Origin of the sequence: Oryzomicrobium sp. (assembly GCF_036820405.1) — a bacterium.
Taxonomy (GTDB): domain Bacteria; phylum Pseudomonadota; class Gammaproteobacteria; order Burkholderiales; family Rhodocyclaceae; genus Oryzomicrobium.
The window spans coordinates 1-26175 of the sequence record NZ_DAISLS010000020.1 but is presented as its reverse complement, the minus strand read 5'-3'; the positions used below and the strand labels follow the sequence as shown (position 1 = coordinate 26175).

At 61.5% G+C, this 26175-nt stretch carries 29 protein-coding genes and 3 tRNA genes; 17 read left to right on the top strand and 15 right to left on the bottom strand.

Translation table 11 applies throughout. The features are described 5' to 3' along the window. Positions 1-22: 22 nt before the first annotated feature. A complete protein-coding gene (locus tag V7Z98_RS17230; protein ID WP_334159309.1) occupies positions 23-3835 on the bottom strand; it encodes a DUF748 domain-containing protein in 3813 nt (1270 codons plus the stop codon). A 242-nt stretch (positions 3836-4077) separates the two neighbouring features. On the opposite strand from V7Z98_RS17230, the gene V7Z98_RS17225 reads away from it, so the two are divergent. From V7Z98_RS17225 to V7Z98_RS17215, 3 genes are all read left to right on the top strand, one after another. After that, on the top strand, positions 4078-5037 hold the full coding sequence (locus V7Z98_RS17225; RefSeq protein ID WP_293264776.1) for a diguanylate cyclase: 960 nt from the start codon (positions 4078-4080) through the stop codon (positions 5035-5037). Positions 5038-5093: 56 nt separating this feature from the next. Then, positions 5094-5513, top strand: a complete 420-nt coding sequence (locus V7Z98_RS17220; protein WP_334159307.1) for a response regulator transcription factor — start codon at positions 5094-5096, stop codon at positions 5511-5513. 190 nt (positions 5514-5703) lie between these two features. Then, the gene (locus tag V7Z98_RS17215; RefSeq protein WP_293264780.1) at positions 5704-6120 is read left to right on the top strand and encodes a response regulator; all 417 of its coding nucleotides are present in this window, start codon (positions 5704-5706) and stop codon (positions 6118-6120) included. Between the two features lie 10 nt (positions 6121-6130). Here the strand turns inward: V7Z98_RS17215 and gloB are convergent, their stop codons facing one another. Continuing rightward, entirely contained in the window at positions 6131-6964 is an 834-nt protein-coding gene (gene gloB / locus V7Z98_RS17210; RefSeq protein ID WP_334159306.1) for a hydroxyacylglutathione hydrolase, read from the bottom strand. Between the two features lie 118 nt (positions 6965-7082). On the opposite strand from gloB, the gene V7Z98_RS17205 reads away from it, so the two are divergent. The 6 genes from V7Z98_RS17205 to V7Z98_RS17180 all read left to right on the top strand — a co-directional run bounded on the left by V7Z98_RS17205 (position 7083) and on the right by V7Z98_RS17180 (position 11440). Further along, complete coding sequence (locus V7Z98_RS17205) at positions 7083-7820, top strand: class I SAM-dependent methyltransferase (RefSeq protein ID WP_293264784.1); 738 nt, start codon at positions 7083-7085, stop codon at positions 7818-7820. Next, positions 7810-8271, top strand: a complete 462-nt coding sequence (gene rnhA / locus V7Z98_RS17200; RefSeq protein WP_334159305.1) for a ribonuclease HI — start codon at positions 7810-7812, stop codon at positions 8269-8271. The genes V7Z98_RS17205 and rnhA overlap by 11 nt, the downstream gene beginning before the upstream one ends. Before the next feature lie 3 nt (positions 8272-8274). Further along, positions 8275-9000 carry a DNA polymerase III subunit epsilon gene (gene dnaQ, locus V7Z98_RS17195; RefSeq protein ID WP_334159304.1) on the top strand — a complete coding sequence of 242 codons (726 nt, stop codon included), beginning with the start codon at positions 8275-8277 and terminating at the stop codon, positions 8998-9000. 146 nt (positions 9001-9146) lie between these two features. After that, on the top strand, positions 9147-10217 hold the full coding sequence (locus V7Z98_RS17190; protein WP_334159303.1) for a site-specific integrase: 1071 nt from the start codon (positions 9147-9149) through the stop codon (positions 10215-10217). Between the two features lie 227 nt (positions 10218-10444). Next, complete coding sequence (locus tag V7Z98_RS17185) at positions 10445-11035, top strand: hypothetical protein (RefSeq protein WP_334159301.1); 591 nt, start codon at positions 10445-10447, stop codon at positions 11033-11035. Between the two features lie 51 nt (positions 11036-11086). Further along, complete coding sequence (locus tag V7Z98_RS17180) at positions 11087-11440, top strand: hypothetical protein (RefSeq protein ID WP_334159299.1); 354 nt, start codon at positions 11087-11089, stop codon at positions 11438-11440. 102 nt (positions 11441-11542) lie between these two features. Here the strand turns inward: V7Z98_RS17180 and V7Z98_RS17175 are convergent, their stop codons facing one another. From V7Z98_RS17175 to mobQ, 3 genes are all read right to left on the bottom strand, one after another. Continuing rightward, complete coding sequence (locus tag V7Z98_RS17175; protein ID WP_334159297.1) at positions 11543-11851, bottom strand: hypothetical protein; 309 nt, start codon at positions 11849-11851, stop codon at positions 11543-11545. Positions 11852-11862: 11 nt separating this feature from the next. Then, positions 11863-12099: a hypothetical protein gene (locus tag V7Z98_RS17170; RefSeq protein WP_334159295.1), complete on the bottom strand. Its 237-nt coding sequence runs from the start codon at positions 12097-12099 to the stop codon at positions 11863-11865. 638 nt (positions 12100-12737) lie between these two features. Continuing rightward, positions 12738-14636 carry a MobQ family relaxase gene (gene mobQ / locus V7Z98_RS17165; protein WP_334159294.1) on the bottom strand — a complete coding sequence of 633 codons (1899 nt, stop codon included), beginning with the start codon at positions 14634-14636 and terminating at the stop codon, positions 12738-12740. A 132-nt stretch (positions 14637-14768) separates the two neighbouring features. Between mobQ and traD the strand changes: the two genes are divergently transcribed. The 3 genes from traD to V7Z98_RS17150 all read left to right on the top strand — a co-directional run bounded on the left by traD (position 14769) and on the right by V7Z98_RS17150 (position 16231). Then, the gene (gene traD, locus V7Z98_RS17160) at positions 14769-15116 is read left to right on the top strand and encodes a conjugal transfer protein TraD (RefSeq protein ID WP_334159292.1); all 348 of its coding nucleotides are present in this window, start codon (positions 14769-14771) and stop codon (positions 15114-15116) included. Between the two features lie 66 nt (positions 15117-15182). Then, entirely contained in the window at positions 15183-15761 is a 579-nt protein-coding gene (gene parS, locus V7Z98_RS17155) for a type II RES/Xre toxin-antitoxin system antitoxin (protein ID WP_334159290.1), read from the top strand. After that, complete coding sequence (locus V7Z98_RS17150) at positions 15758-16231, top strand: RES family NAD+ phosphorylase (protein WP_334159289.1); 474 nt, start codon at positions 15758-15760, stop codon at positions 16229-16231. Before parS ends, V7Z98_RS17150 begins: the two co-directional genes overlap by 4 nt. 97 nt (positions 16232-16328) lie before the next feature. On the opposite strand, the gene V7Z98_RS17145 is transcribed toward V7Z98_RS17150, so the two are convergent. From V7Z98_RS17145 to V7Z98_RS17130, 4 genes are read right to left on the bottom strand one after another with little or no spacing between them, the layout of a single operon-like run. Beyond that, positions 16329-16466, bottom strand: coding sequence for an integrase core domain-containing protein (locus tag V7Z98_RS17145; RefSeq protein WP_334159288.1), 138 nt, complete (start codon positions 16464-16466; stop codon positions 16329-16331). Between the two features lie 60 nt (positions 16467-16526). Next, entirely contained in the window at positions 16527-16733 is a 207-nt protein-coding gene (locus V7Z98_RS17140; protein WP_334159287.1) for a hypothetical protein, read from the bottom strand. Then, positions 16705-16944 (bottom strand): hypothetical protein, encoded by a 240-nt coding sequence (locus V7Z98_RS17135; RefSeq protein WP_334159285.1) that lies wholly within the window; start codon positions 16942-16944, stop codon positions 16705-16707. Before V7Z98_RS17135 ends, V7Z98_RS17140 begins: the two co-directional genes overlap by 29 nt. After that, positions 16941-17414 carry a transposase gene (locus V7Z98_RS17130; RefSeq protein WP_334159284.1) on the bottom strand — a complete coding sequence of 158 codons (474 nt, stop codon included), beginning with the start codon at positions 17412-17414 and terminating at the stop codon, positions 16941-16943. Before V7Z98_RS17130 ends, V7Z98_RS17135 begins: the two co-directional genes overlap by 4 nt. 277 nt (positions 17415-17691) lie before the next feature. Between V7Z98_RS17130 and V7Z98_RS17125 the strand changes: the two genes are divergently transcribed. Continuing rightward, entirely contained in the window at positions 17692-18054 is a 363-nt protein-coding gene (locus V7Z98_RS17125; protein ID WP_334159282.1) for a helix-turn-helix domain-containing protein, read from the top strand. Further along, complete coding sequence (locus tag V7Z98_RS17120) at positions 18051-18566, top strand: ImmA/IrrE family metallo-endopeptidase (protein WP_334159281.1); 516 nt, start codon at positions 18051-18053, stop codon at positions 18564-18566. The genes V7Z98_RS17125 and V7Z98_RS17120 overlap by 4 nt, the downstream gene beginning before the upstream one ends. A gap of 443 nt (positions 18567-19009) precedes the next feature. On the opposite strand, the gene V7Z98_RS17920 is transcribed toward V7Z98_RS17120, so the two are convergent. From V7Z98_RS17920 to V7Z98_RS17100, 6 genes are all read right to left on the bottom strand, one after another. Next, complete coding sequence (locus V7Z98_RS17920; RefSeq protein WP_442951857.1) at positions 19010-19168, bottom strand: hypothetical protein; 159 nt, start codon at positions 19166-19168, stop codon at positions 19010-19012. Positions 19169-19370: 202 nt separating this feature from the next. Next, positions 19371-21845 (bottom strand): DotA/TraY family protein, encoded by a 2475-nt coding sequence (locus tag V7Z98_RS17115; protein WP_334159280.1) that lies wholly within the window; start codon positions 21843-21845, stop codon positions 19371-19373. Between the two features lie 296 nt (positions 21846-22141). Next, on the bottom strand, positions 22142-22942 hold the full coding sequence (locus tag V7Z98_RS17110; RefSeq protein ID WP_334159279.1) for a hypothetical protein: 801 nt from the start codon (positions 22940-22942) through the stop codon (positions 22142-22144). A 67-nt stretch (positions 22943-23009) separates the two neighbouring features. Beyond that, complete coding sequence (locus V7Z98_RS17915; protein ID WP_442951856.1) at positions 23010-23363, bottom strand: helix-turn-helix domain-containing protein; 354 nt, start codon at positions 23361-23363, stop codon at positions 23010-23012. A 101-nt stretch (positions 23364-23464) separates the two neighbouring features. After that, positions 23465-23815, bottom strand: coding sequence for a hypothetical protein (locus tag V7Z98_RS17105; RefSeq protein ID WP_334159278.1), 351 nt, complete (start codon positions 23813-23815; stop codon positions 23465-23467). 365 nt (positions 23816-24180) lie between these two features. Continuing rightward, positions 24181-24257: transfer RNA gene (locus tag V7Z98_RS17100), tRNA-Val, on the bottom strand. Between the two features lie 137 nt (positions 24258-24394). Here V7Z98_RS17100 and gltX point away from each other — a divergent pair. From gltX to V7Z98_RS17085, 3 genes are all read left to right on the top strand, one after another. Then, a complete protein-coding gene (gltX, locus tag V7Z98_RS17095) occupies positions 24395-25789 on the top strand; it encodes a glutamate--tRNA ligase (protein ID WP_334159277.1) in 1395 nt (464 codons plus the stop codon). A gap of 86 nt (positions 25790-25875) precedes the next feature. Beyond that, a tRNA-Ala gene (locus V7Z98_RS17090) sits at positions 25876-25951 on the top strand. Positions 25952-25965: 14 nt separating this feature from the next. Then, positions 25966-26041, top strand: a tRNA-Glu gene (locus V7Z98_RS17085). Positions 26042-26175 lie beyond the last annotated feature (134 nt).

Sequence of the window (26175 nt, the reverse complement as noted above, 5' to 3'; positions counted from 1 at the left end):
GCTTCAGTAGGCGCCCTCTGCCTCAGCGCAGGGACAGGGCCACCCGGGGCTGGCCGGCGTCGCTGCCCGCTTCCAGCTTGGGCGTGACCAGGAACAGCCGTTCCGAGGCAATGCCCTTTTCCACCAGGTAATCCTGCACGGCCTTGGCGCGGCGCTCGGCGAGCTTGCGCAACTCGGGCTCGCCAGCCGGGGTGTTGGCCAGCAGCAGGCGCTCCATTTCCGGCACCGGCAGGGTCTTGGTCAGGCCGATCAGGTTGCGCGGCTTGGGGAAGCTGGCGTCTTTGTAGACCTTTTCCAGCAGGGCCGGGTATTCGGCCGGGGACACGGCCACGTCGTCGGCGTCCGGGTCGGCGGAACTGCGCTTGCGCAGCTTGACCTTGCGTTCGAGCTGAGCGCGCCGGTAGTCGTCGGCCTCCTTGTCGCTCACGGCGATACCGGTGATTTCCACGTTGAGGCTCTTGCGGTCGTTCAGCACCTTGAGCAGGGTATCGAGCTTGCCGCGCAGGGCATCGTCCAGGCTGGAGCGGCCGGGGGCGAACGCCAGCTGCTCCAGGTCCTCGCCGCCGCCGAAGGCCTTGGCGAGCAGGCTGAAGGGCGCAGTGACCGCCTTGGTGATGAGGTTCTTGACGATCTGCCAGATCACCCCGCCCACCGAGAACTGGGGATCGTCCAAGGAGCCGGACACCGGCAGACGCAGGTCGATCTCGCCCCGGTTGTTGGTCAGCAGCGAGATCGCCAGGCGCACCGGCAGTTTGATCGCGTCCGGGCTTTCCACCGGCTCGCCCAGGGTGAACTGGTCGAGGAAGATGTGGTTCTCGGCCTTGAGCTGGCGGTTTTCCACCAGGTAGGACACATCCACCAGCAGCTTGCCCTTTTCGATGGTGTAGCCCAGGTACTTGCCCGAGTAGGGGGTGAAGGTGGTCATCTCGATGCCCTTGGCCTCCATCTTCAGGTCCAGGAACGGGTCCTTGGCCAGGGGGTTCACCTTGCCGGAGATGACAATGGGGGTGCCGATGCCCAGCCGGCCGCGGATGTCGAAGTCGGCGCGCACCGCCGGGTCCGACGACAGGCTGCCGATGCGCCCGCCCAGATCCACCAGCCGGGCCGAGTAGTTGGGCTGGACGAACTGGTCGTTGACGAACACCCGTCCGCCTTGCAGGGTGACCTTGCCCACGCTGATCCGGGGGCCCTCCGCCGCCGGCGCGGCCCCGGCCTTCTTGGCGCCGTCCTCGGCAGGTTTGCCGGCGGCCTTGCCGCCTTCCTTGGCCGGTGTGGCCTGGCCGCTCCCCTGGCCACCGTCCTTGGCCGGGGCGATGGGCTTCATCAGCTGCTTGAGGTTCAGCTCGCCCTTGGGCGACACCTCGACCCGGGCGGCGAAATCCGACAGGGCCACTTCCCGCACCGCCACGTCGGTGACCGGCAGCTTGACGTCGATACCGCCGAAGTAGAGGGACTTCCAGTTGAGGAATTCGTCGCCGCTGACCGCTTCCACCGCCGACAGGTCGCCCAGGGTCATGTCGCCGCCGATGCGGCCGGCCAGGGCGCCCCCCACCTTGCCCTTGGGCTCGGCCAGGGCCACCTTGAACGATCCGGTGAACTGGCCCTTGGCCAGGCGGAAACCGACCTTGTCGGCCAAGTAGGCCTGGACCGGCTGAAGGCCGATCTGGCGCGCCCGCACGGTCAGCACCACGTCCAGGGGCGCCAGGGCGACGGTGCCTTCCGCCTCCAGGCGGCCCGGCGCCATGTCCGAATTGTCGCCGGCCCCGGCCTTACCCGCACCCGCCGGCTTGCCCTTGGCCGCCTTGCCGCCTTTTTTCGTCTTGCCTTGCTTGGCCGCCTTCTCCGCACCGGTGGCGGGAGCCGCGGCCTTGGCGCTGCCCTGGTCGGCTTGCGCCGCGGCATCGTCCGGCGCGGCCTTGGCCAGGGAGGCTCCCTTGCCCCGGGCCAGGCTGCGCCCCTTCTGCTTGCCCGGCGCCGCCGCGGCCACCTCGCCGGGGATCACCGCGGTGCCCACCTTGACCGTCATGGCCTTGCCCGGCGCCGTATCCACACCGGCCAGTGCCACGCTCAAGTCGTTGAGCTTGAGCTTGGCCGGCAGCGGCGCGCTGCGGTCTTCCACGTCCACAGCTGCGCCGTTGACCGCCACCTGGGCCACCTGGACGTGCCAGGCAGGGGGCGCTGCGCCGCCGGCTGCGGCCTTGGTCGTTGCCTTTGCCGCTTTGGCCGGCCCGGCATGGGCAGACGCCTTGCCGTGGGATTCGGCGGGGGTGCCGTCGGCGCCCGCATCCGCGACGAAAGGCAGGGGCGTCACCAGCCGGCCATCCTTTTCCCGCACCAGGGACACCTTGGTCCCGTCCAGGGCCACCTTGTCGATGGCGATGCCCTGCTTGGCCAGGTCGGCCTCGCCGCCGCTCACGGTGAGGGTGCCCAGTTGGGCCCAATCGCCGGCCTGGAGCGCGGCGGACAGGTCGAAGCGCACCGGCTTGGCGAAGCCGGCGGCCACGTCCCGCAGGCTGACCTGGAGGTCGCTCACCGTCAGGCGCCGGGGCGGCCCCTGGAAGCTGTCGTCCACCACCACGGAAACGCCGCTCAACTCGATCTTGGCCACCGACCACTTGAATTCGTCGTCTCCGGTCGCGGCAGGCTTGTCGGACTTGGCCGGCGCCACCGGGGCAGGCACCGCAGGGGCCGGGGCGGCCACCGTTTTGTCCGTTGCGGCGGCCTTGGGCTTGGCGGCCGGGGGGCTCGCCAGGGCCAGCCAGTTGATCTTGCCCTGGCTGTCACGGCTGACGTGGAGCTCGGTCTTTTCCAGACGCACACCGGCGATGCGCGCCGAGCGTTCCAGGGGCTCCACCTTGTCCAGGGTCACCGCCAGGCGCTCGCCGGCCACCAGGGGGGCGCCGCCCTTCTGGTGCACGTCGAAGTCGCGCAGGGCCACCTCGCCCGACAGGGCCAGGCCGATCGGCTGGTCCTTTTCCAGGCGTAGGCGGGCGTTGACGTCAAGGTCGACGCGGGCCTTTTCCACCTTGAGCGGCAAGGCGGCGTAGTTCAACAGGGGCAACGGGTCCAGGCCCGTGAAGGCGAAGCGCACCGTGGCCTCGGGCACGGCGGCAAAGGGCACGGCCTCGGCCTTGAGTTCGAAGGGGGCACCGTCGAGCACGCCCTTGAGCACCGGCTGGGTGGCGTCCTCGCCCCGCCCCAGGTTGGCCAGGCGGGGCAGGAGCAGGTCCAGGTCGGCCAGGGTCGTGGTGGTGCCGGCCACCCGGTCGTCCAGGGTGATGCGGCCGCCGCGCAGGTGGAAATCCCGCAGTTCGAACTTGGGCGGCGGGGTCTTCTCCTGGTCGGGCGGCGAGCGCAGGGCTTCGATGATGTCGGAGATGTTGGTGCGATTTTCGGAGAAGCGCACCAGATTGACCTCGGGGCGCTCCAGGTCGAAGTCGGCAATGACCGGCTTGAAACGCACGAAGGTGGAAGCCGACAGGTCCACCATCAGGCGGTCGAAGGCCAGGATCGGCTTGTCGCCCTGGTCAGGTAGGGAATCGATGCGAAAGCCTTCCACATCCACCTGGAGGGTGAAGGGATTGATCGCCAGCCGGGCGATGCTCACCGGCCGGAGCAGCTTTTCCGACAGCAGGTGGGCCACCGTGTCCTTGAACAGGGGGCCCGAGGCAAAGCCCACCGCCAGCCACACCAGCCAGGCGATCCCCACGATCCAGGCGCCGCGCCGCACGCCCCGGCGCCTGGCCAGGTCGGCAGCCCGGGCCTTGAGGGAGGCCCAGGAAAGGTCGGGTGCGCGGTCCTGCGGATTCGGGGGCGTCGGCGGGGAAGGCGGCATCTGTTGCGGCATGGCGTGGGCGGCGAAAAACGGGGTAAAGGTATGACAGTGTACGCGGCGGGAGTTGCACCGTCACGACGGGCGGCGATCCGGCGTGCCGGTCTGGGCCAAATCCGCCGCGTCGGGCGAGAACCCGGCCTTTCGGTTACAATTGCGTCATAAGCAGCGCAACGCCAGAAAATACCAACAACACTTGTCTGCGGGAGGCTGGACGCGTCCTTGGAAAGACGCCTTCTTCACCCATGAAAGTTCTCGTCGTCGAAGACACCCGCACCGCCCGCGTGGTGGTGTGCAGCCAGCTCGAACGCATGGGCATGCAGCCCCTGCCCGCCGGCGACGGCCTGGAAGCGGTGGCAATGTTCCAGCAGGAACGTCCCGATCTGGTGCTCCTCGATCTCATCCTGCCCGGCATCGACGGTTTCGAAGTGGCCCGCCGCCTGCGCCAGCTCGAAGGCCCCGGGGAATGGACCCCGATCATCTTCCTCACCGCCAGCTACAGCGACGACCACCTGGAAAAGGGCATCGCCGCCGGGGGCGACGACTTTCTCGGCAAGCCCGTCACCGAAGTGGTATTGCGCGCCAAGCTGCGCGCCATGCAGCGCATCGTCCAGATGCGCCGCTCCCTGGTGGTGCTGACCCGCAAGCTTGACGCCGCCAACCAGGAACTGGAGCGTCTCTCCAGCATCGACGGCCTGACCGGCGTGGCCAACCGCCGCCGCTTCGACACGGCTCTGGAGGCCGAATGGCGGCGCGCCCAGCGCTACCACCGGGTGCTCGCCCTGGTCATCTGCGACGTGGATTTCTTCAAGAAGTACAACGATGCTCTGGGCCATCAGGCCGGCGACGACTGCCTGCGCCAGGTGGCCGCCACCATGGGCCGCGCCATGGAGCGGGCCGGGGACCTGCTGGCCCGCTACGGCGGCGAGGAATTCGCCATGATCCTGCCCGAAACCACCCTGGGCGGCGCCGCCTTCGTGGCCGAGCGGATGCGCTACAGCGTCGAGCAGTTGAAGCTGACCCATCCGGATTCGCCCGTGGGCCACGTCACCCTGTCCTGCGGCGTGGCAGCCTGCGTACCGGGGCCCGAGAGCACACCGGCGGACCTGATCGCCGCCGCCGACCGGGCCCTTTACGACGCCAAGGCCACCGGCCGCAACCGGGTCGCCCGGATCGAGGGCCTGCTGCTCGAACCGACCCCCTAGCCCCGCCACGCTGCCCATAAATACCGACTCGCCCCGATTCAGCCGTCCGCCCCGCCATGACCGCCGCCGAAGCCCCCCCCACTCCCCTCTCCGAGTTGCCCACCGTCCTGATCGTGGACGACAACGAGATCATGCGCTCGCTGCTCAGGGCCATTCTGCGCAGCGAGCCCTACGAAGTGGTGGGCGAAGCCCGGGATGGCGCCTCGGCCCTGGAGGCGGTGGAACGCCTGACTCCCGACATCATGCTGCTCGACGTGGTGATGCCGGAGATCGACGGCATCGAGGTGCTGCGCACCACCCGCCGCGACTATCCGGACACGGCGGTAGTCATGGTCACCGGCAACGCCAGCGCCGAGAACGTCCAGGAAGCCCTCAAGGCCGGCGCCGCCGGCTTCGTGGTCAAACCGTTCAACGCCGCCAAGGTAGTGGATGCCCTGACCCGGGTACGCCGCACCCTGCCCCGCTTCGCCCGCTGACCTTCTGTCCCCGCGAGCTTTCACGCTCCCGATGCGGAAGTAAATCCGTCTTCGGCCCCGTGCTGTCCGGGGAACTTTGCCTTCTTGGCGCGCTCTTTCCAAGAGTTCAAGACCCTGATTGCGATGCGGGTATCCGTAACGCCTGCCTTTTCCCAGGGCCCGCCCCTCTGCGCCAGACGAACGGAGAACCATGAAGAAATCACGCTATGGCACCGTCCGGGGAAAAGTACTTATCGTCGACGACAACGACGTGACCCGGGAGCTGCTCCGGACCATCGTGCGCACAGAGCAATACGACATCGTCGGAGAGGCTCTGAACGGCGCCGCCGCCCTCGAAGCAATGAAGCGGCTTGCGCCCACCATCGTGCTGCTCGACCTGGTAATGCCCGAGATGGATGGCTTTGAGGTGCTGCGGGAAATACGCGCCAGCTACCCCGCCACAGCAGTGATCGTGGTCACCGCCCACACCAGCGCAGAAAACATCCGCGCCGTTCTCGACGCGGGTGCGGCAGGCGTCGTGGTCAAGCCTTTCAAGCCGGCCCAGGTGGTGGAAAGCCTGGCGCGGCTCGTGTCCTCTCCCCCTATCCAGGTACAACCGCAATCCTGAGCGTGCGGCGCTACCAGCGGTTGCGCCACTCCCGCAGGGCGGCGAACACGGCCACCGGATCGCCATCGGGGGCCATGTCGGCCACGGCGGCGGCCAGCGCCGGTTCGGCACAGCGCAAGAACGGATTGGTGGCCCGCTCCAAGGCAAGCGGCATCGGCACCGTGGCCTCGCCGCGGGCGCGCAACCGGCGGATTTCCTCACCGCGCTGGGCCAGGACGGCGTTGTACGGGTCCACGGCTTCGGCAAAGGGCAGGTTGAGCAGGGTGTATTCGTGGGCGCAGAACACCAGGGTGTTCTCCGGCAGGGCGGCCAGGCTGACCAGGGATGCATGCATCTGCCCGGGCGAGCCCTCGAACAGGCGCCCGCAGCCCAGGCCGAACAGGGTGTCGCCGCAGAACAGCAGGCCCGGTGCTGCGCCCGGCCCGGGCTCCAGGTAGTAGGCCAGGTGTCCCCGGGTATGTCCCGGCACCGCCAGAACCCGCAGCGGCACTGGCAGGCCCGGCACATCCAGGGTCTCGTCACCGGCCAACGGCCGGGTGACCCCTGTGATAGACTCCAGCGCAGGCCCGAACACCGGGATTCCCGGAAAACGTTCGAGCAGGCGCGCCACCCCGCCCACGTGGTCGGCATGGTGGTGGGTGAGCAGGATGGCCGCAAGGCTCAGGCCCCGGGCATCCAGCAGCCGCTCCAGCGGTTCCGCCTCGCCCGGGTCCACAGCCACGGTCCGGCTGCCGCCGGCCTGGCCGATCAGCCAGATGTAGTTGTCGCGAAAGGCCGGGATGCGGCCCAGGGCGAACCCGTCCTGGGTCCAGGTGGCCGAGGGGGTGCCGGGTAAATCGGGCAACCCTGGTAAATCCCGCCGGCGAGGGGCTGCGGCTGTGGTCATGGTGTCGTCCTCCATGCCGCGATTTCCCCATCCCGCGCCCCTTCTGTCAAATCCATCCACAGCACCAGACAACAGCATGTCGATCCCGGGTCTTCAGGACTGGCTTTCCACCCCCCAGGGGCAGTACGTCCTGGGCTGGGAACAGGCCAAGGTGGAGCAGGCGGTGGGGGACATTTTCGGTTTCCACGCCGTCCAGTTGGGGCTGCCGGAATGCGATTTCCTCGCCGCCAGCCGCATTCCCCTGCGCTTGTGCGCCGGCGATGCAGGCCCCATCGCCGTGGCCTGCGACTTCCGTGAATTGCCTTTCGCCACCGGCAGCGTCGATCTGGTGGTCCTTCCCCACGTGCTGGAATTCGCCGAAGACCCGCACCAGGTGCTGCGGGAGGTGGAACGCATCCTGATCCCCGAGGGGCAGGTGGTGGTGATCGGCTTCAATCCCCTGTCCCTGTGGGGCCTGCGCCGCGGCCTGGCCCGGCGGCGCAACTGCTTCCCTTGGAATGGCCGCTACCTGTCTGTGCAGCGCCTCAAGGACTGGCTGCAACTGCTCGGGTTCGAAGTGAACCGGGGCAGCTTCGGCTGTTATGCCCCGCCGCTCCGCCAGGAACGCGCCTTTTCCCGCTTCCGCTTCATGGAGCTGGCCGGCGACCGCTGGTGGGGGTTTGCCGGCGGGGTCTACATGGTGCGCGCCGTGAAGCGGGTAGCCGGTATGCGCCTGATCCAGCCGGCCTGGCACAACAGCCGCCGGCGGGCCAAATCCCTGGCCCCCATCGCCCAGAAAAACCGTCGTTTATTGACCCACCGTAATGAGCACTGAAACCATCGTCGAGATTTACGCCGACGGCGCCTGCCGCGGCAACCCGGGCCCCGGAGGCTGGGGCGCCTGGCTGATTTCCGGCAGCCACCAGAAGGAACTCTGGGGCGGCGAACCGGAAACCACCAACAACCGCATGGAGCTGACCGCTGTCATCGAGGCCCTCACCGCCCTGAAGCGGCCGGTAGCCGTCCGGGTGCACACCGACTCCAAATACGTCCAGCAGGGCATTTCCAGCTGGATTCACGGTTGGAAGCGCAACGGCTGGAAGACTGCCGACAAGAAGCCGGTGAAGAACGCCGACCTGTGGCAGCGCCTCGACCAACTGGCCGCCCAGCATCAGGTGGAATGGCTGTGGGTGAAAGGCCACGCCGGCAACGTCGGCAACGAAAAGGCCGACGCCTTGGCCAACCGGGGCATCGACGAACTGCACGCCGCCGCGCGGAAGAGCTAAGCCATGCGCCAGATCATTCTCGATACCGAAACTACCGGCCTGGAAGTCCGCCAGGGCCACCGTCTGATCGAAGTCGCCGGGGTGGAGATGGTCAACCGCCGCCTCACCGGCCGCCATCTGCACCGCTACGTCCACCCGGAGCGCGACATCGATGCCGGCGCCATGGCGGTCCACGGCATCACCTTGGACTTTCTCGCCGACAAGCCGAAATTCCGCGAGATCGCCCATGAACTGGCGGATTTTCTCGCCGGCGCCGAGTTGATCATCCACAACGCGCCCTTCGACGTAGGCTTCCTCAACAACGAGTTCGCCCTGGTCGGGCTGCCCCCGGTGACCCAGGTCGCCGGCGGCATCCTCGACACCCTGCGCATGGCCAAGAGCCTCCACCCGGGCAAGCGCAACAATCTGGACGCTCTGTGCGAGCGCTACGGCGTCGACAACTCCAACCGCACCCTGCACGGCGCCTTGCTCGACGCGGAAATCCTGGCCGACGTCTACCTGGCCATGACCCGGGGCCAGGAAAGCCTGGTGATGGAGCTGGATGCCCCCCCCCAGGAAGAAAAGACCGACGTAGTCGAAATCCGCCGCGGCCCCCGCCCCCCCCTGAAGGTGATCAAAGCCGCCGACAGCGAAATCGAGGCCCACACCGCGACGCTCGCCGCCATCGACAAGGAAAGCAAGGGCAAGTGCCTGTGGCTGCCCAAGGCTCCGGTCGAAGGAGATGCTTGATTATTGAGGCATTTGACTAGTGGTACAGGGCTCGAACCTGTGACCTTTGCCGTGTGAAGGACAAAACACAACTAGTATTCATGCGGATTTACGGGTAATTTACTATTTATTGGCACAATCTTGGCACAGTAAAAGGAAAACCCAGCATGGCGACGATCCGTAAAAAAGGGGCATACCAATACCACTGCCAGATCCGCCGCAAAGGCTACCCTACCCAGACGCGGACCTTCGAAACCCGGGCGGATGCTGAAGCCTGGGCACGGCAGATCGAGGCGGAGATCGATCGCGGGGTTATCGTGGATCGGCGAGAGGCCGACAAAACTACCCTCCACACGGTGCTTGATCGCTACGCGAAGGAAATCTGCCCCAGTCACAAAGGCGGCCTGGTAGAAGCCAGCCGGTGCCGAGCGTTGATGAAGGCTCCAATCGCCAGCTACAAGATGAGCGCCCTCTCAGGAAGCGTCCTGGCTGAGTGGCGAGATAGCCGCTTGGAGGTTGTCGCCTCCTCGACAGTCAACCGGGAGCTGAATCTGCTCAGCGCCGCCATCAACGTAGCCCGCAAGGAGTGGGGGATCTACATCGAGAACCCAGTGGCTGCAATCCGGCGCCCCCCCTCCCCGAAAGCCCGTGAGCGGCGCCTTTCAGATGAGGAGCGCACCTGGCTGATCGACGAACTCACCCCCCGTGACCGTGGCCAGGACGGCAAGCTCACGGACCGCACCAGGAACCCATGGATACGTCCTGTGGTGCTCTTCGCACTGGAGACGGCCATGCGCTTGGGAGAGGTCCTCTCGCTTCGTTGGGAGAACGTGGATCTTCGTCGCCAGACAGCAAAGCTACCGGACACAAAAAACGGCAGTTCGCGTGACGTCCCTTTGTCCAGCCGCGCTGTCGCTGTTCTGAAAGAGTTGCCCCGTTCGTTGGAAGGGCATGTGTTCCCCATCACCGATAACGCGGTGAAACTGGCTTTTCGGCGGGCGGTAGCACGAGCACAAGAGCGCTACCTTGAGGAATGCACCGCAAGCGGCACAGCCCCAAGCAAGGGCTTTCTTGAGGACCTACATTTCCACGACCTGCGCCATGAGGCGACAAGCCTACTTGCCGAGCGCCTGAGCAATGTCCTTGAACTGGCCAGTGTTACGGGACACAAGGATCTTAGGATGCTCAAGCGCTACTACCACCCCAAAGCCGAGGATTTAGCCAAGAAACTAGGCTAAGCCTTACAAAACAAACCGCTGCCTGAACTTGGCCAAGAACAGAACTTGGTTGCTTTTTTCATCACAGACATCCAAGGATGGTTTTATGCTAATGTACTCACCCAATACTTATCACAACTTTTACTAGTGACGTGCGCGAAAGATCAACAATACAAACTATCCTTACTGGGCTACCCGTAGCAACAGCATCCCTCTACGTTCTCGGTGTCTGCTTTTACCAAGGGTTTATGCGGACTGTCGGACTGGAGGAAACTCAATTTCCCCTTACGGTAGATCGTACTCTCTTCCATGGCTTCTTCGCCTTACTCGACTTGAGTGCTGCACAGATTGTATATTTTGTCCTAGCATCAGAAACCATTGCGTTGGTTGCATTTGCTATCGTTTTTCTCAGCACCTCAGCAAGAGTTCGTAAGGTAGTCGATGCGTGGTTTACGAAGAAATCACCTCGAGAAAATAAACATGAATCACCAGAGCCACCTAAAGAGGTCTCTGAATTTGCTACCTTTTCTGTCCAGGTTTTTGAATTTTCCGCCATCATTCTATTCGTAATTATTGGGATACTACTGGCCGGATTTTTTTCAGGCAAGAGCGGTGAAGTGACCGCGAATAATTTCCTGAAGAAAGTAAAAGAAGGGAGAGCCCGCTCTGTAGAGGTTTTTCTTTCCGGACAAGATCAGCCGATCAAAGCATATACCCTCCTATGTAGCAGCAGTCACTGCGCATTCCTTGAAGAAACGCAGATAGTCGTGTATCGCCATGAAAAAATAGAAAGAACCATTACACATGACATTATGGTCCAAACGGATGCTACGCAATAAAGTCATGCATCACCCAAAAATTCAAGCATTAGCTTTCACACAGGAGAAATCATGGTTTCACTCAATATGCAAGGCCCGTTTGATCTCACCAATGAAGAAATTGACAATAAAGTCACCAGGGTCTCTGCTGGAAATTATGCGCTTGGCACAGTCAAAAGTGACGGCGCATTCTACGTATCCTATGTGGGCAGATCAGACAGTGACTTGAACGCTCGCCTAAAACAACATATTGATAAGCACCCAAAGTTCAAATACAGCTATGCCACTTCACCCGAGGCAGCATTTAATAAGGAATGTACGAACTTTCACGATTTTGGTGGAGCTGAAAAGCTACAGAATGATATTCACCCTGATCGACCAGATAACATGGAATTTGAATGCCCTGTTTGCAACATATTCGATTAAATAGGCTCTATCACAACAAAGTGATCCCAAAGGGACGAATACCCGAGAAACTATACTTCTCGGGTATCTATTGAGCGGTACGCTCAATATCATTCACCCCAATCATTCCTTCTTCAAAACAACCCCCATCGGCCCACGAATCGTCCCATCCTCCAGCAGGGTAAAAATCGTATCCGCCCCTACGGTTTTGATCCGGATTTTGTCGCCCTCGATCACATAGTCCACTTCATGCTCGGTGCCCAGGATCATTTGCGACACCTTCCCGGTCGGTTTAAACGTGAAGCTGACCTCGGTCTTGATGGTTGAGTGCATCACCTTGGACACCAGGGCCCCAGAATAAACCCCATCCAAGGTCGGCTTGCCGCAAGCGGCCACCAAGAGCGCAAAAGTCGCTATCCACAGTCGTTTCATCCCTCTTCCCCTCAAGCAGGTTGAAAACTCGGGTGCAGACCTTGCAGCGCCCGACGGTGGAAAATCAGCCCCTCCAGCCACCCCTTGCACTCCGGCGCCGGCGCCCGATCGGCCAGGTCCGCCAACTGGTCGATGTCCCCCTCCAGAATGTCCACAAAGTCCAGCTCCATCAGCCACAGCTGGCCCTCCGGGGTATCCGGAATGGTCATAACAAAATCGCGATACGGCGTTGTCACTACGTTTTCCATGGCATCACTCCCGTTATAAACGTGCTACACCTGCGCTATGCATCGCTGCATGGCGCTACAAAAGCGTTACACCCGCGCAACAGGCCCACCTGATCTGGATTGCTGCATCCCGTCCCATGGTTTTGGGGTTGGTTTGCGGTGGATTTACCTGGTGCATACCCTGCCCTCCTGGTTGGTGATCCGTCTTGCTTGCAGTGCCCGTGCCGTCGAGGAACACAGGGGCTTGAGTGGAGAGCAAGGGTGGAGGGAAGGCTGGCGCGGCCCGCAGCGCAGCGAGGACACGGGCCTTCCCGGAAAGCGCAGCGGCCCTTGCTTGGAACGCCCCCTGTGTTACACGTCGGCGTTTTCGGGCACTGCATGCGTTTAAGACGGATCGGCAACCAGGAGGCGCACCGGAGAATCGGTCTGGAGCAAACCAAAAAGGCCGCCCGCGGCCGTCTAACTTCCTGGCCAACGGCCAGGCGCTGGGCGCAGCCCAGTTACCGCGCCGGGAGGGCGCAACGGCTAGGGTTGCCTGGAAGGTGGCCACCGGCCAGTCCCATGGGGACCAAGGGCGGAGGCCCGCGCCTGGAAGGGAATCCCAGTTTTTTGCTGCGCAAAAAAAGCCCCTTTGCACTCCCCCTCCCTCCCCCATCGAGCTACATACCCAGGCCCGGATCCGTCTTCTTCACCACGGCTTGCAACGCCTTGGCCTGTTCCGCTTCCTGCAACTCACGCTCAATCCGCCGCAGATCCGGAACCGCATCCGCCCAGGACCGCAGCGTCTCGGCCCGCTCCCGCGCCCGCGCCACGTCCCCCTCAAAGGCAATCAGCGCCTTAAGAGCATTTTCGTTTTCAGTACCTGCAAGCGGCCCCAGGGCCCGGACCATGACCCCACCCTGGGCAACAGCCCGGATGGCGGCCAGGCGGTCACCTTCGAAGGACGCCAGGATTTGATCGGCGAACTCCTGGTCACTCAACCGCGCAGCCCTCGGCAGCGCCGCCTTGGCATCCCCTGCGCTGCTCAAGCTACGCGCTGAACCGGTATCCAACTGGTGCAGGTTTGAATGATCTGGTGCGGTTTCAACACCGCGTCGTAGGTGATGAGGTGCATGCGGTTGCAGTACGTCTTCAGATCGACCGAGGTCGTGAACGTTGTCGACTCCCCACACGTCGCGCAGCGAAGCGAGGGTGGCAGGCTCTTGGTCGCGGCTGGGGTGACGGTCTCGGTCATGACGCATCTCCTTTTTCACAGCCCGCGGGGCGGGCTGTGGTGGTGGTGTTACTGGAACAGGAATAGTCGGTTGCAGCGGACGTTGCTGCGGCTTAGGAGCAGGCTTGGCGGGCACCGGCTTTTTCGGGGGAGTCAGTTGTGGCTGAGGTGCAAAGAAGAAGTCACGGATCTTTCCCCAGGGACTCACTTGCGGCGTTGCGACGTCCGCAGCCCTGCCCTCACTCCGCTTGCCCTGCTGAGGAGCTGCCTGCTGCTTCAACTCCGCCCGGATCCGCTCCAGGAGAGGCCGCAGCTCAGGGTTCGTCACCTCGACGCCACGCCGCAGCAACTCGCGTGCCGCCATGGCCTTGAACTCTGCCGTCCCATTCAGTCGCATGCGCGACCAACCGGCTTGCTTGGCCACGTAGGCCATCGCCTCAATCTTTTTCTGGGTGTACCGGCCCGCCGCCGTCAGGACCGCCCCACGCTGCACCACGGCCGCGTAGCCAGCGCTTGGGCCTTTCCCACCCCAGCGGTGGATCTTCCGATCCGTCCTGACCTCGACATTCAGCGCCATGGCCAGGTTGCGCGAACCCAGGGTCTCGCGACGCAGGCGGCGCCGTTCCTTCCATTCCTCGCGCCGCTCCCGCGCCAGATCCAGGCGACGCCGGGAGGCTTCCCCAGTCCTGCGCTCGAAAGCGCAGGCGCCAGCCCCCAGGTGCTTACCCGGGATACGCGTGATTCCCTGGTCAGCGAGACTGCGATGGTCGATTCGCTCTGCACTCCCGGCGCTCTGCAGCGCTGAGTTTGCCGCGCGTTCCCAGGCAGCCCGCTCACTGGTCAGGTCCGCTTTCCGGTTCCGGCCAGCTTTTTCCCGCTCGCACTTCGGGCCCAGGCCCAGCCCTTCCACCTTTCGGGTGGTCATGAGGAGATGGGCGTGCCAGTTCCGCTGATCGCCGTGCCGGCTTGGCGCGTGAATAGCAAAGTCCACGGCACAACCGTGCTGATTGGCCAGTGCCTGGGCGTAGCCCTGCACCAGGTGCAAGCGCTGTTCCTCCGTCAGTTCGGCCGGGAGCGCCACCTCATGCTCTCGAGCCACACAGGCATCCTTCCGACGCTCGGCGGCCTCAGCCGCATTCCACAATTCGGCTCGGCTAGGCTGCCAGTCAGTTCCAGCCGGCAGAACGATCCCGGCCGTGGCAACACCCCGTCGACGGGTGTAGTCGAAGACCTCCCCCGTGCGCTGATCATGGATCAATTCTCCAGCCCGATAGGCCGCCGCCGCCGTCGCAGAGCGACCAGAGGAGCGGGAAAGCGATTTGACGGAGAGGTGATAAATGGGCACGGCGGGATCAGGTAATTTCGCGTCGCAGACCGCACAGAGTTGGCGTAGCCAACTCCTAAGTGCGCATTTGCAGTTGAGCTTGGGCGATGGTAGCCTGCTTTCCATCCGCATGCAAATGACAAGGAGGGCACCATGGCCAGTGGGGTACAGCAGCTGGAGGCGCTGGATAGGAGGCTTGAGGAGGCGCGCAAAAAGGCAGATGCAATTGCGCGGCAAAAGGCCGCCCTGGCAGCCAAGCTGCGGGCGCGGGATACAGTGAAGCGGAGGAAAGAGGAGACCCGCCGCAAGATCGAGGGCGGGGGCCTGCTGCACATCGCAGGTCTATTGGGCGAAGACCCGGGGCTGGTACTAGGCGGACTACTGGAACTCAGTAAAGCGCTCGAGGCTCACCCAGAGCGGGCGCTGGTCTGGAAGAGTCGCGGCGATTCGCTGCTTCAGGAGCGTGCTGCACAGAGAAAAGGAACATTCGGCAAAGTCTGAGTACCGGCATGCTCGGACAAACCTGTTCCCCTCGACAGCAACCCAGTGGTGACGTACATTGCTCACATGAGCCCAACCATCGGCTCAAAGGAGATTGCAATGCAAACTAGCAGCACCACCAAGTCCCGCCCTCCTGCTAAGGCCGCGAAGAGCGTCAAGCCAGGCGATGTGCAGGGACTGGGCAAGGACCTGGGCGACCGCAAGGTAATTCTGCAGACAAACATCTTTACCAAGATGTATCGAGCCTCGCCCTTGGAACGGATCAACTTGATTCGCCAGGGAGTACCCGCAGCGCTAGTTATCCAAACCGGTAAGGAAATGGGTGTCCCCAAGGAAAAGGTGCTCTCCATCCTCCATTTCCCCCGCGCCACCGTTAATCGACGCCTCAAGTCAAACGAAGCCCTACCAACTGAGTATTCAGAACGAATCATCGGTTTGCAGAAGCTGATTGGGCAAGTGGAAACCATGGTGGCTGAATCCGGTGATCCCACCAATTTCAATGCCGCACACTGGGTAGCTAACTGGTTGGAGCAACCAGTTGCCGCCCTGAACAATGCCAAGCCAGCGGATTACATGGACACGATTGAAGGGCAGGAACTGGTGTCCTCGCTCCTGGCCATGATGCAATCAGGGGCCTACGCATGATCACGTTTTGGCGGATTGGTACAGATACGCCAACCTACACTGCGGAGGACATGGGGGGGATCGGGGCTAAGACAACCGGGGGCCGCTGGAACCGTCAGGGGACTGCACTAGTGTATACCTCTAGTTCCCGGGCACTGTCCTGTCTGGAAACCGTTGTGCATTTGAGTTCGGGAGGCTTGCCGCTTAATCGCTATCTGGTGCAAGTCGATATTCCAGATGATGTCTGGACAAAACGGGACATGGTGGACAGGGCCGCACTGGTCGGCTGGGATGCCATGCCTGCTGGCATGGTTAGCCTTGATTTTGGTGATAAATGGGTCAGCAGTGGCACTTCCTGCCTCTTGGAAGTGCCTTCGGCCATTGTTCCTGAAGAAGCAAACATCCTCATTAATCCGGCCCACCCCGACGCAGCGAAGATCACAGCCGTCAAGGTCCGGAAGTGGGTATACGATGCCCGGATAAAGCCTTAACCAGACCACCAGATTCTCGGCCGCGGCTAACCTGGCACTCATCGAAGAGTAAAAAAACTCGGCCCTATCGCCCCCCCGTCTTGAATGGCACTTCGCTTTAGAGTCCAGCCCCCGATATTGCCGGTTTCTTCATCGCCAACTGTCGGGCATAGGCCGAAGGCGTCAGTCCGCCCAATGCCTTCTTCGGCCGCTCCTCGTTGTATTCCCGCCGCCAGGCCTCGATCAGCACCCGCACATGCGCCAGGCTGGTAAACCAGTGCTCGTTCAGGCATTCGTCCCGCAGCGGGCCATTGAATTACTCGATGTCGGCGTTCTGATTCGGTTTGCCCGGTTCGATCTGCCGCAGCGTAATGCCGCGCCGATGCGCCCAAGTCAGCATCGCCCGGCCACAAAATTCCTTACCGTTATCGGTCCGAATCACTTGCGGCAAACCCCGTGAGAAGCCCAGTCGATCCAGTTGCCACGTCAGCACTTCACCGCTGATGGCTCGCTCCGAGATCACCGCAATGGCTCCGTGCGTAGCGTCGTCGACGATGGATGGTCAGGCATTTGATCACCCGGCCTTCGGCGGAACGGTCAAACACGAAATCCATCGACCAAACCGTGTTGGCAACCAGCGGCTGTCGTTCAGTCAGCGGCACCTTCTTGCGCTTGCGTCGCCGCACCTGCAGCCCGGCCAGTACATACAGCCGTTCGACCCGCTTGTGGTTCACCGCCCAGCCGCTCGGCGCAGCTTCAGATAGATCACCCCGGCACCGTAGCGGCGATGACGCTGCGCCAATTCGATAATGCGTTGCCGCAGCACCCCGTTTCGATCCGCTTGGGGCTGATAACGCAAAGCACTCGGACTCATCCGGGCGATGCGCAGCGCCCAGCGCTCGCTCAGCCCGCGCCCGGCGAGGAACCGCACCAGCTCGCATCGAGCCGGTGCGATCACCACTTTTTTTGCAGCGCTTCCTTGGTGATCTCGTTCTCGAGCATGGCGTTGGCCAGCATGCGCTTGAGCCGGGCGTTCTCGGCCTCGAGTTCCTTGAGGCGTTTGGCTCATGCCGCCAAACTTGCTGCGCCACAGGTAGTAGCTGGCTTCGGAGAAGCCATGCCGGCGGCACAGCTCCTTGATCGGCAGCCCTACTTCGGCTTCGCGCAGGAAACCGATGATATCTTCGGAAAAGCGTTTCTTCACGTCCAGTCTCCTTGATTGAAGGGATTGGACTCTAAAGCTGTGTGCTACTCAAACCTGGGGGGACGTCGGGCATGGTTTTTTCAGTAGAACACTTTTCTACTAAAAAACTTGAAATGTAGAAGTCACCCGGTTAGAATGGCTTTCATAGGTCAAGTCAACTGCGCAGATTTCGTATGTCTTGGGTTTGGTGTAGGTGCTGTAGCATCTCTCCAAGCCACAACAGGTGGTGATTCATCCCTTCTGACGTGGTTCTTAAAGTTCAATGTGGAGCACAGATATGAAGCTAACCGAGTTTGGACAAGCTGTTCGCCAAGCGAGGGGACATGTTGGCAAAACCCTGATGGCAATGGCGAATGATTTAGGAACTTCCCCAGCCTTTCTCAGTGCACTTGAGACAGGCAGAAACAAGGTCCCTGCTCAGTGGGTAGTTAAAATTGATAGCTACTTCAGAGAGCTTGGTTTTCCTATCAATAACTTGGAAATGTTGGCAGATGCTGCGAACGATAGCGTATCGATCAGTGGTCTTCCACTCCAGCATCAACTGCTTGTTTCTGGTTTTGCTAAGTCTGATTTTACAAAGGAGGAGCTTTGTTCAATCGGTGAGTTTTTCCAACAGCTGCATACGAAGAAGAGGGGATGATGACCGATCAAAGCGAATCGAGCGATCACAGCTCAACTTACAGTATGCGAGGTGAGCGTGTCATGCGGCTGTCAAAATCTGAAATCGAGAGACGCGCGCGATCTTTTTGTCGAGCGCTGGGCCTAAGCAGTAGAGGGGTGAAACAGCCTATTGTGCAGGCCATTGAAGGCTTGCGGGTGTCACATGGCATCCCTCTTAACCTGGACGCAATTGATGATGACGAGTGGGAACTGTACGGGATAGCCGAGGCGCTATGTGACCCTCGTTCCTTAAGCATCTTGATGCCAAACTCTCTTTACATCCGTGTTGCGAACAATGACCCAGAGGCTCTGTTGATACTATTTCATGAGCTTGGACATATCTTCCTTGGCCACACCCCCGTACTTCACTACAGACGGGATACGGCGCCGGTTAAGGAAGAAGATGCAGAGTGGCAGGCTGATGTATTTGCGGAGTCGGCACTGAGAATGCTCATGCCTAAGCAAGTGCCTTCCCAGTTGGAGTTGTTTTAAAACAATTCGGACTTGCCATGCGCCAACATGACAAGCCCGTCGAGGGATGGCCCTTGCTCGCCAAAGCTAAGGCCATCGTGACTGTTCTCCATCCGCAGTCAGCAATGCTTTGTTTTTGTGATGCAAAAAGCACAAGTATTATACACACAAGACAGAGCATTGTCCACTTAAGTCAAGCGATGGCAACCTGTTGCCTTGAGGTCATCATATGACTTACGAAGACGAACGCGGGACCTTCATCCTGCGATGGACACGCCGTGTAAATGGTCAGCTGATCCGTGCGAAAGCAAAACCGTTCAAAATCTACATCTCCAAGAAGTAAGTGGAACTTGACGTAGTCGCCGTAGCCCGCCCTCCCTTCATGGGAGGGCTTTTTCATTATATTGCGAAGCTGCAAGAACGGTGTGCCGGTCAGCTAGTGCCAAACCAAGCGCAATAGACCACTATCTTCTGGTGCCAATTCCTGCGCAAATTTGTGCCAAAAACCGCGCTCGGTTACAAGTCTCGTGCCGAAGGTAGAACCGCCTTTCCTTTGATAGGGACACCACATGGACAGGCACGGAGCAGAGCGGGCAGGCCAGGAGGGGCTTACCCGCCTCAATCTCGCTTCAACGCCATCCGAGCCTGCAAGGCTCCCATAGTCTCCTCGCCAACCACGTCCCACACAGTACGAATCTCGCCCATCGCAAGGTCTCGTTTACAAGATTTCGGGGTTGTCTACTACGAGAGATCGAGTGGAATGATGGCCCATATCAGAAGGATACCAACTTTGTCTATCAGGCCCATTTTTGATTCTCCTTTTCGTCACTCTTCCGCAATCATCTCACCTCCACTTCCGGCGGCCAGTTTGCCCGCCTCACTCTGCTTCTGCCGGTCCTTACCCCCTTTTTCGTTCTTGAGCGGCCGCGCTAGCTGGTTCGCGGTTTTCTGCACTACTGCCCCTGCGCCACTCATTCCCCCCTTGAAGCTTCCTTCCGTGTTGTGCGAAATGCCGCTACCCACATCGGAACCGAAGTGACCGCCAACCCAAGCGAAGATCTGGTTCGGGATGATGTTGAGCAGTGAGGCGGACACATGGATGACCTGGATGTTGGTCACCAGGGTTAGCCATACGCCGCCAGTCAGTACCAGCAGGTACACGATCAGGCTGCCCGTGGATCCGTGCAGCAGCGCCGTAACGGCATCGGTCAACATGGCGTTGGCGAACCCGCCCAGGACGCCGCAGAACTTGTAGGCGAACCAGCAGGCGATGACCAGGATGGCCGGCCGGAACAGCAGGTTCAGCAGGAAGATGTAGCCGTGCGCGGTGCGTTGGCCCATCCCCTCCCCTTCCGGGTCCAAGTGGGCCAAGCCCCAGAGTTGGGCGCCCATCAGGGACTCCGCGACAATGACGAGCCAGGCGCCGACGGCGAATAGCCAAGCCAGGGGGATCGCCATGGGGAGGAAAACGACCAACTGCAGGCCCAAGACCGCCAGGGGCAACAAGAAACCCAGCAAAACAAGGCCAACCCATCCAATGATCTGAGCAACTATCAGCCACCCAGCCAGGGTCGCCAGTCCAGCGAGGCTTGCAATTCCAAGGCCCACCGCCAGGCTGGCCGTGGCGGCCAGGAACAAACCCACCACATCCCCAACCAGGTTCAGGATCTTGGCGCCCAGGAGCGGCATGGACACCAGGGGATTGGAGCCTGCAACCACGACACTGCCAATCCCGTTGGTTTGGACGGACTGGGTGATGGGGTCCATGATGCAGCGGTTGAACATGTCCATGGACAAATCACACCCGCCTGCTCGGGGCTTTCCCGAGGCTTGATCCAGCACCTTGTTTTGCTGCTGCATGGCCTGCCCCCGGGCATTTTCCGCCAGCATGGCCGCCCGCTGGGTGGCCAGCTGGTTGGCAACGATCTGGGAGTTGGCGCCGTTGTTCTTCATTGAGCTTTCCATCGCCGAGAGTTGCTTCTCCTGGGCAGCTGTCAGGCGGTTGCCCGGTGAGAACCCGGCTTTCTGGGCGTTGGCACTGGCCGGAGAGTTGTGCTCCGGCGTGCTCCCTGAGCCAATCTTGGCGGCCCCGGTGACCATGGCCAACGCGTTCGCCGCATTGGCCGCGGGGGCTGCGCCGTAGGCGACCCAGCCCCACTGATTGATCAGATCCTTGATGCGTTGCTCCGCGCCGGCATTGGCCACCTGCAGCGCGGCGTTCACCCGGGTGTTGATTTTCTCGATCGCCTTGGCCACCAGGGTGGGCAACTGCTTGCGCACGTCGGTGGAGGCCTTGTCCTGAGCGGCCGGGTCCTCGGGATCAGCGCCCATGCCCACCGTCAGCGGCGTATCGCCGGGAACCACGATGGGTGTCCCGCTGAAATAGGACTGGGTGTACAACTGGTGCACGTCCTCTGCCAGACGTGCAATTTCAGCGCGCAGCACTGAGGTCGAGGTGTCGCGGATTTGCTTGGCCTCGGCCGAGGCGTATTCCGGCAGCCGTGGCAGATCAATCAGGACCTGGCCGCAGGAGGCTCCGTGTTTCCCGTCGCTGTCGGGGAAGGCGCCATAGCTCACCACGATCTTGTCCGGGTCGGCCAGGTTGAACACCTTCATGTCCCAGTTGATCGCCAGGCTGGGTTCCGAAGTGTCGACTCGCGCCTTCTTCCAGCGGATCTGTTCCTGCTTCTGATCCACCAGGCACAACTCCCGGTCCACCATCTGGCTGGTAATGGTCTGGATGCTGGGGATTTCCGGCGCGGCGACCATGGACGGGAAGGCACCGGTGCCAATGGCGCTGGTGACGCTGTTGCCGATCCCGATTCCTACTGATGCCGCGAAGGCCATCAGCAGCTGGCCGGTGGACCACCCTTTCCAAACCGGCAGCAAGTAGATCACGCCGGTCGTGGTGCGCAGGGGCATCCACATGGAGTGGTAGCGCTTCCCAAGAAACTCGCCATCGAAGCTGCCCTGGGCGACTGCCGCCAGCATGTTAAAGGTGAAGAATGCCGCCGCGGCAGAAATTACGGCAGTGTTGAATGCCAGGAAGGCCGCGTTGATCGCGTCCCGCGTCGAGGCGTCCTTTCCCCCCGAAAAAATGCCATTCGCGTCCCCAAAGATGTCGTGGAGCATTCCCAGGCTGGCATCACCGGACTTTGCTTGGTAACTCTCGATGCTGACTGCCTGCTGCTGGTTACCGGAAGGAGTGATGACACCGGCCTGTGCGAGGGCCACCAGGGGCTGTAGCACGGACCCTATGATCAGCAGGGTGACCAGAATTTGATGGATGCGCCGGCTCATTTCCGCTTCTCCAGCTTGTGAAGCATCAGGTAGAAGCAGGCCATCAACAAAAAGGAGCCCAGCGCGAAAGTTATTAGGACATAGGTATTAACCTGACCTCCCTCAATTTTCCCCACTAAGGCGGCCCACGCGATCCAAGCTAGCGGGACACAAAAAAATAAAATGGATGCAGTTGAATAGAAAAGTAGGAAGAGAAAAAGCTGAAAAATGACTTGCACAGAAACGGGGACATTTCGTTTTTTCATGACGCTCCCTTTCAATGGGGAGCCGGCCACCGCCGTGGCCGGCGGCGGTCTTTAAGTGTTAGTGAGGTGGGAGGATTTGCGAAAATAAGGACGATCTCGGAGCTTAGTGCTAGTGGAAAAGCCAGCAGCGGCCACTTGCTTCTGAATCGCTTCTTCTTGACGCGCCGCCCACTCTTTGCGATCTCGCTCTTGTCTCTTAATTGCCTCATTGGTCGCCGAGGCCGCCTCTTGTTGTAGGACTGGTGCAGGGCGTGTCACTTCTCCCCTTGCAGCTGTCTTAGTCAAGGTGATGGCCAGGGCAACCGGGTCGGCAATTTTTCCCTTGGCCACTTGGTCAGCCCAGGCCAAGCCGGCCCACTTTGACTGTTCCTGGCTGGCCCCCTCTATGAGTTTTCCAAGTCGCTTCCCCAGCCCTGGGTCTGCCAGCACATCAGGGGCACCAGCAGCATTGAGGAAGGTTTGGAAAACACCACCACCAACTCCACTTTGTGAGTGGTGGTTATTACCTTCCCTTACCTTCCCTTCCCTTAGATCGCAACCCTTTGTTTTTAAGCAAATCTCTATTTTTTCAAGAACCAATTTCCGCAGTTTTGGGGACTGGATGCGCGAAACGGCGTCCTCCAGCAAGCGCCGGCGCGGCGCGGTATCGAATTTGTGGAAACGGAACCAGTCGAGGATGAAGGCCTCCCCAGTCTCCTCATCAAGCAGCACCAAGCCCCGCCGCTGAAACTCACCCAGCGTTCCCTGAAGTGCAGCAGTAGTGATAGAAAGCTGCCCCTCAAATCCACCAAGGTCCACCAAGAAACACCCAGCGGCGGACGGGCAGGTCGCCCACAGGTGGTAGACAATCAACTTTTGGTCTGGGAGAAGGTCACGGATCCTTGGCCAGGCCATCAAGTTGGAAGGGACAAGGCGTGACTCAACCATTTCCCACCCCCTGCCCCATCGCCGGCCGCTTTACCACCGCAGGCTTGGGAGGCCGGCCACGGCGCTTTATGGTTGTGGTAGCTGGGGAGGTGGAACTTGATGGTGCAGGCGCACCAGGCACCTGTGGCACCTGCAGCTGCTTCAGCAGCCAAGCTTCAACATCAACAACCCTGTACCTCCGCTTCCCACCAATTTTCAAGCTGGGTGGAAGGAGGTGGGGCGTCCGCGTCGCGCGGTTATAAAGGGTGTCGACCGACACCCCCAAAATCCCTGCCAGATCATCAGAACTGATGGTTTTGAGGGAGGACGGCAGGTGAACCTGCCCACCAAGGGGAAAAGCAGACATTGGCCACTCCAAAGATGGAGTTGCCGCGCTAAATAGATAGATCTGCAGAAACCGCTGGCCAGGGGGCAGAAAGGCCCTGCGCGGGAGAGGGAGGACCTGGCCTAAGCGGCCAGGGGGGTCGGAGCGCCAGGCCGACGAGGGCTCTGGCGGATGCTGCTAGCACAAGGTGGCAGGAGAGGAGTATCGATCAAGAAATCGACAACAGCACCGCCACTGATATCAGCTTCGGCAGAAGCTGGGAGTTGCGTGTCGTCAGACCCAACCAACAACGCGCCACGCTGCAACTCACCCAATACTTTTTTCTCAACCAGGAAAAGTGGTAAAGACTCTCTCACTTCATACAGCCGGTCCATCACCTTCCCCAGACTAGCCATTTTTTCAGTGATTTCGCCCGACTCCCAATCACATTTAATGACATTTGGTAGTTTGCTAGTCTTCAGACGATTAGCCATCTCCCTCACTACAAGCCAAAGCCTGCCCATACGCTGGTAACGCTGTGCAGTGCTCAAGGAGAGCTGGCGTAGTGGGTGAGACAAAGCCGTCATATAGAAAGACAGAATTGGTCAAAGTGAGTCCGCACCCAAACAGTAACCACCCCATACACCCGCGTCAATACTGTTACGCAGGTGTAGCGCTGGTGTAACGCCGTGTAGCGCACATGCAGTGCTCGTGATTTCTGTTGCAGTAACGCCTTGGCACAAATTTGGCACACCGACAGAACAAAACACAGTGTGTTGGCGTGTGTCAGAGATAGATTCGAGAAAAACAAAAAGCCCCGTGAAACCTAGGTTTCACGGGGCTTTCTGAAGAATTTCTCTGGTGGGTGGTACAGGGCTCGAACCTGTGACCTTTGCCGTGTGAAGGCAACGCTCATACCAACTGAGCTAACCACCCAACCGTTCCACTTCGGCGCTGCGTTGTTGCTTGCTGCGTCGTTGTGAGGCGCGCATTTGACCACAAGGTTCTGTGGCGGTCAAACACTTTCTGCATCCAGTACAATGTTGGGCTTTTCCCCCACTTCTCCGAATTCCATGATCCGCACCCGCTTTGCCCCTTCGCCCACCGGTTTCCTGCATATTGGCGGCGCCCGCACGGCCTTGTTCTCCTGGGCCTTCGCCCGCCGCCACGGCGGCCAGTTCGTGCTGCGCATCGAGGACACCGATGTGGCCCGCTCCACCCCGGAGGCGGTGCAGGCGATCCTCGACGGTATGGCCTGGCTGGACCTGGGTCACGATGAAGGCCCCTTCTATCAGATGCAGCGCATGGACCGGTACAAGGAAGTGATCCAGCAGATGCTGGCCGCCGGCACCGCCTACTATTGCTACACCACGCCCGAGGAACTGGACCGCCTGCGCGACGAGCAACGCGCCCGGGGCGAGAAGCCGCGCTACGACGGCCGCTGGCGCCCCGAGGCGGGCAAGGAGCTGCCCGCGCCGCCCGCCGGCGTGACTCCGGTGGTGCGCTTCAAGAACCCGAAGGACGGCGCCGTGGCCTGGAACGATCTGGTCAAGGGCCGCATCGAGTTCGCCAACGACGAGCTGGACGACCTGATCATCGCCCGGGGCGACGGCACCCCCACCTATAACTTCTGCGTGGTGGTGGACGACTGGGACATGCGCATCACCCACGTCATCCGCGGCGACGACCACGTCAACAACACCCCGCGCCAGATCAACATCCTCCAGGCCCTAGGCGCCCCGGTGCCGGAATACGCCCACCTGTCGATGATCCTTGGCGACGACGGCCAGAAGCTGTCCAAGCGCCACGGCGCGGTGTCGGTGATGCAGTACGCCGAGGACGGCTTCCTGCCCGAGGCGGTGATCAACTACCTGGCACGCCTGGGCTGGTCCCACGGTGACGACGAGGTATTCAGCCGGGAACAGCTGGTGGAATGGTTCGACCTGGACCACATCACCCCCTCCGCCGCCCAGTTCAACACCCAGAAGCTGCTGTGGCTGAATGCCCACTACCTCAAGCAGGCCGACAACGCCCGCCTGGCCGCCCTGGTCGCCCCGCGCCTGACCGCCCGGGGCGTGGCACCGGCGGCCACGCCGGCCTTGGAGGCCATCATCGCCCTCTATAAGGAGCGGGTGCAGACCGTGGTGGAGCTCACCGACGCCTGCGAATCCCTCTACCTGGCCCCACTGCCCAGCGAAGAGCTGAAGGCCCAGCACCTCACCGACGAGACCCGGCCGATCATGACCGACTTCCGCGGTCGCTGCGCCGACGTGGAATGGACGGCCGCCGCCATCGGCGCCCTAATCAAGGAAGTGGTCGCCACCCACGGCGCCAAAATGCCCAAGCTGGCCATGCCCCTGCGCCTGGCCCTGGTCGGCCAGACCCAGACCCCGTCGGTGGACGCCTTGGTGGCCCTGTTCGACCGGGACATGGTGGTGGCCCGCATCGATCGCCTGCTGGGCGCCTGAGCCCGTAACGAAGCGCGCTGCAAGAAAATCGTGACGGGGTGTTGACAGCCCCCCGAACGGTCCCTAGAATGCGCGCTTCTTCGGTCGGGGGTATAGCTCAGCTGGGAGAGCGCTTGCATGGCATGCAAGAGGTCCGCGGTTCGATCCCGCGTACCTCCACCAAAACTGAAGAACGGGTCCCCATCGTCTAGAGGCCTAGGACACCGCCCTTTCACGGCGATAACCGGGGTTCGAATCCCCGTGGGGACGCCACCTACACCAGGGGTTGTCGATGACAACCCCTAAATTTTGCCTGGAGCACACGCAACACCGCTCTCGGTAAAAAGCAGTCACCGCGCGGAGCGGTAGTTCAGTTGGTTAGAATACCGGCCTGTCACGCCGGGGGT

Coding starts and splice junctions, on each gene's coding strand:
- V7Z98_RS17150 (WP_334159289.1), top strand. CDS start 15,758: ATGATCACGTTTTGGCGGATTGGTACAGATACGCCAACCTACACTGCG.
- V7Z98_RS17170 (WP_334159295.1), bottom strand. CDS start 12,099: ATGGAAAACGTAGTGACAACGCCGTATCGCGATTTTGTTATGACCATT.
- V7Z98_RS17115 (WP_334159280.1), bottom strand. CDS start 21,845: ATGAGCCGGCGCATCCATCAAATTCTGGTCACCCTGCTGATCATAGGG.
- V7Z98_RS17120 (WP_334159281.1), top strand. CDS start 18,051: ATGATGACCGATCAAAGCGAATCGAGCGATCACAGCTCAACTTACAGT.
- V7Z98_RS17230 (WP_334159309.1), bottom strand. CDS start 3,835: ATGCCGCCTTCCCCGCCGACGCCCCCGAATCCGCAGGACCGCGCACCC.
- V7Z98_RS17125 (WP_334159282.1), top strand. CDS start 17,692: ATGAAGCTAACCGAGTTTGGACAAGCTGTTCGCCAAGCGAGGGGACAT.
- V7Z98_RS17215 (WP_293264780.1), top strand. CDS start 5,704: ATGAAGAAATCACGCTATGGCACCGTCCGGGGAAAAGTACTTATCGTC.
- parS (WP_334159290.1), top strand. CDS start 15,183: ATGAGCCCAACCATCGGCTCAAAGGAGATTGCAATGCAAACTAGCAGC.
- traD (WP_334159292.1), top strand. CDS start 14,769: ATGGCCAGTGGGGTACAGCAGCTGGAGGCGCTGGATAGGAGGCTTGAG.
- V7Z98_RS17915 (WP_442951856.1), bottom strand. CDS start 23,363: ATGTCTGCTTTTCCCCTTGGTGGGCAGGTTCACCTGCCGTCCTCCCTC.
- dnaQ (WP_334159304.1), top strand. CDS start 8,275: ATGCGCCAGATCATTCTCGATACCGAAACTACCGGCCTGGAAGTCCGC.
- V7Z98_RS17180 (WP_334159299.1), top strand. CDS start 11,087: ATGGTTTCACTCAATATGCAAGGCCCGTTTGATCTCACCAATGAAGAA.
- V7Z98_RS17220 (WP_334159307.1), top strand. CDS start 5,094: ATGACCGCCGCCGAAGCCCCCCCCACTCCCCTCTCCGAGTTGCCCACC.
- V7Z98_RS17105 (WP_334159278.1), bottom strand. CDS start 23,815: ATGGCTAATCGTCTGAAGACTAGCAAACTACCAAATGTCATTAAATGT.
- V7Z98_RS17185 (WP_334159301.1), top strand. CDS start 10,445: ATGCGGACTGTCGGACTGGAGGAAACTCAATTTCCCCTTACGGTAGAT.
- V7Z98_RS17175 (WP_334159297.1), bottom strand. CDS start 11,851: ATGAAACGACTGTGGATAGCGACTTTTGCGCTCTTGGTGGCCGCTTGC.
- V7Z98_RS17190 (WP_334159303.1), top strand. CDS start 9,147: ATGGCGACGATCCGTAAAAAAGGGGCATACCAATACCACTGCCAGATC.
- V7Z98_RS17205 (WP_293264784.1), top strand. CDS start 7,083: ATGTCGATCCCGGGTCTTCAGGACTGGCTTTCCACCCCCCAGGGGCAG.
- V7Z98_RS17225 (WP_293264776.1), top strand. CDS start 4,078: ATGAAAGTTCTCGTCGTCGAAGACACCCGCACCGCCCGCGTGGTGGTG.
- gltX (WP_334159277.1), top strand. CDS start 24,395: ATGATCCGCACCCGCTTTGCCCCTTCGCCCACCGGTTTCCTGCATATT.
- rnhA (WP_334159305.1), top strand. CDS start 7,810: ATGAGCACTGAAACCATCGTCGAGATTTACGCCGACGGCGCCTGCCGC.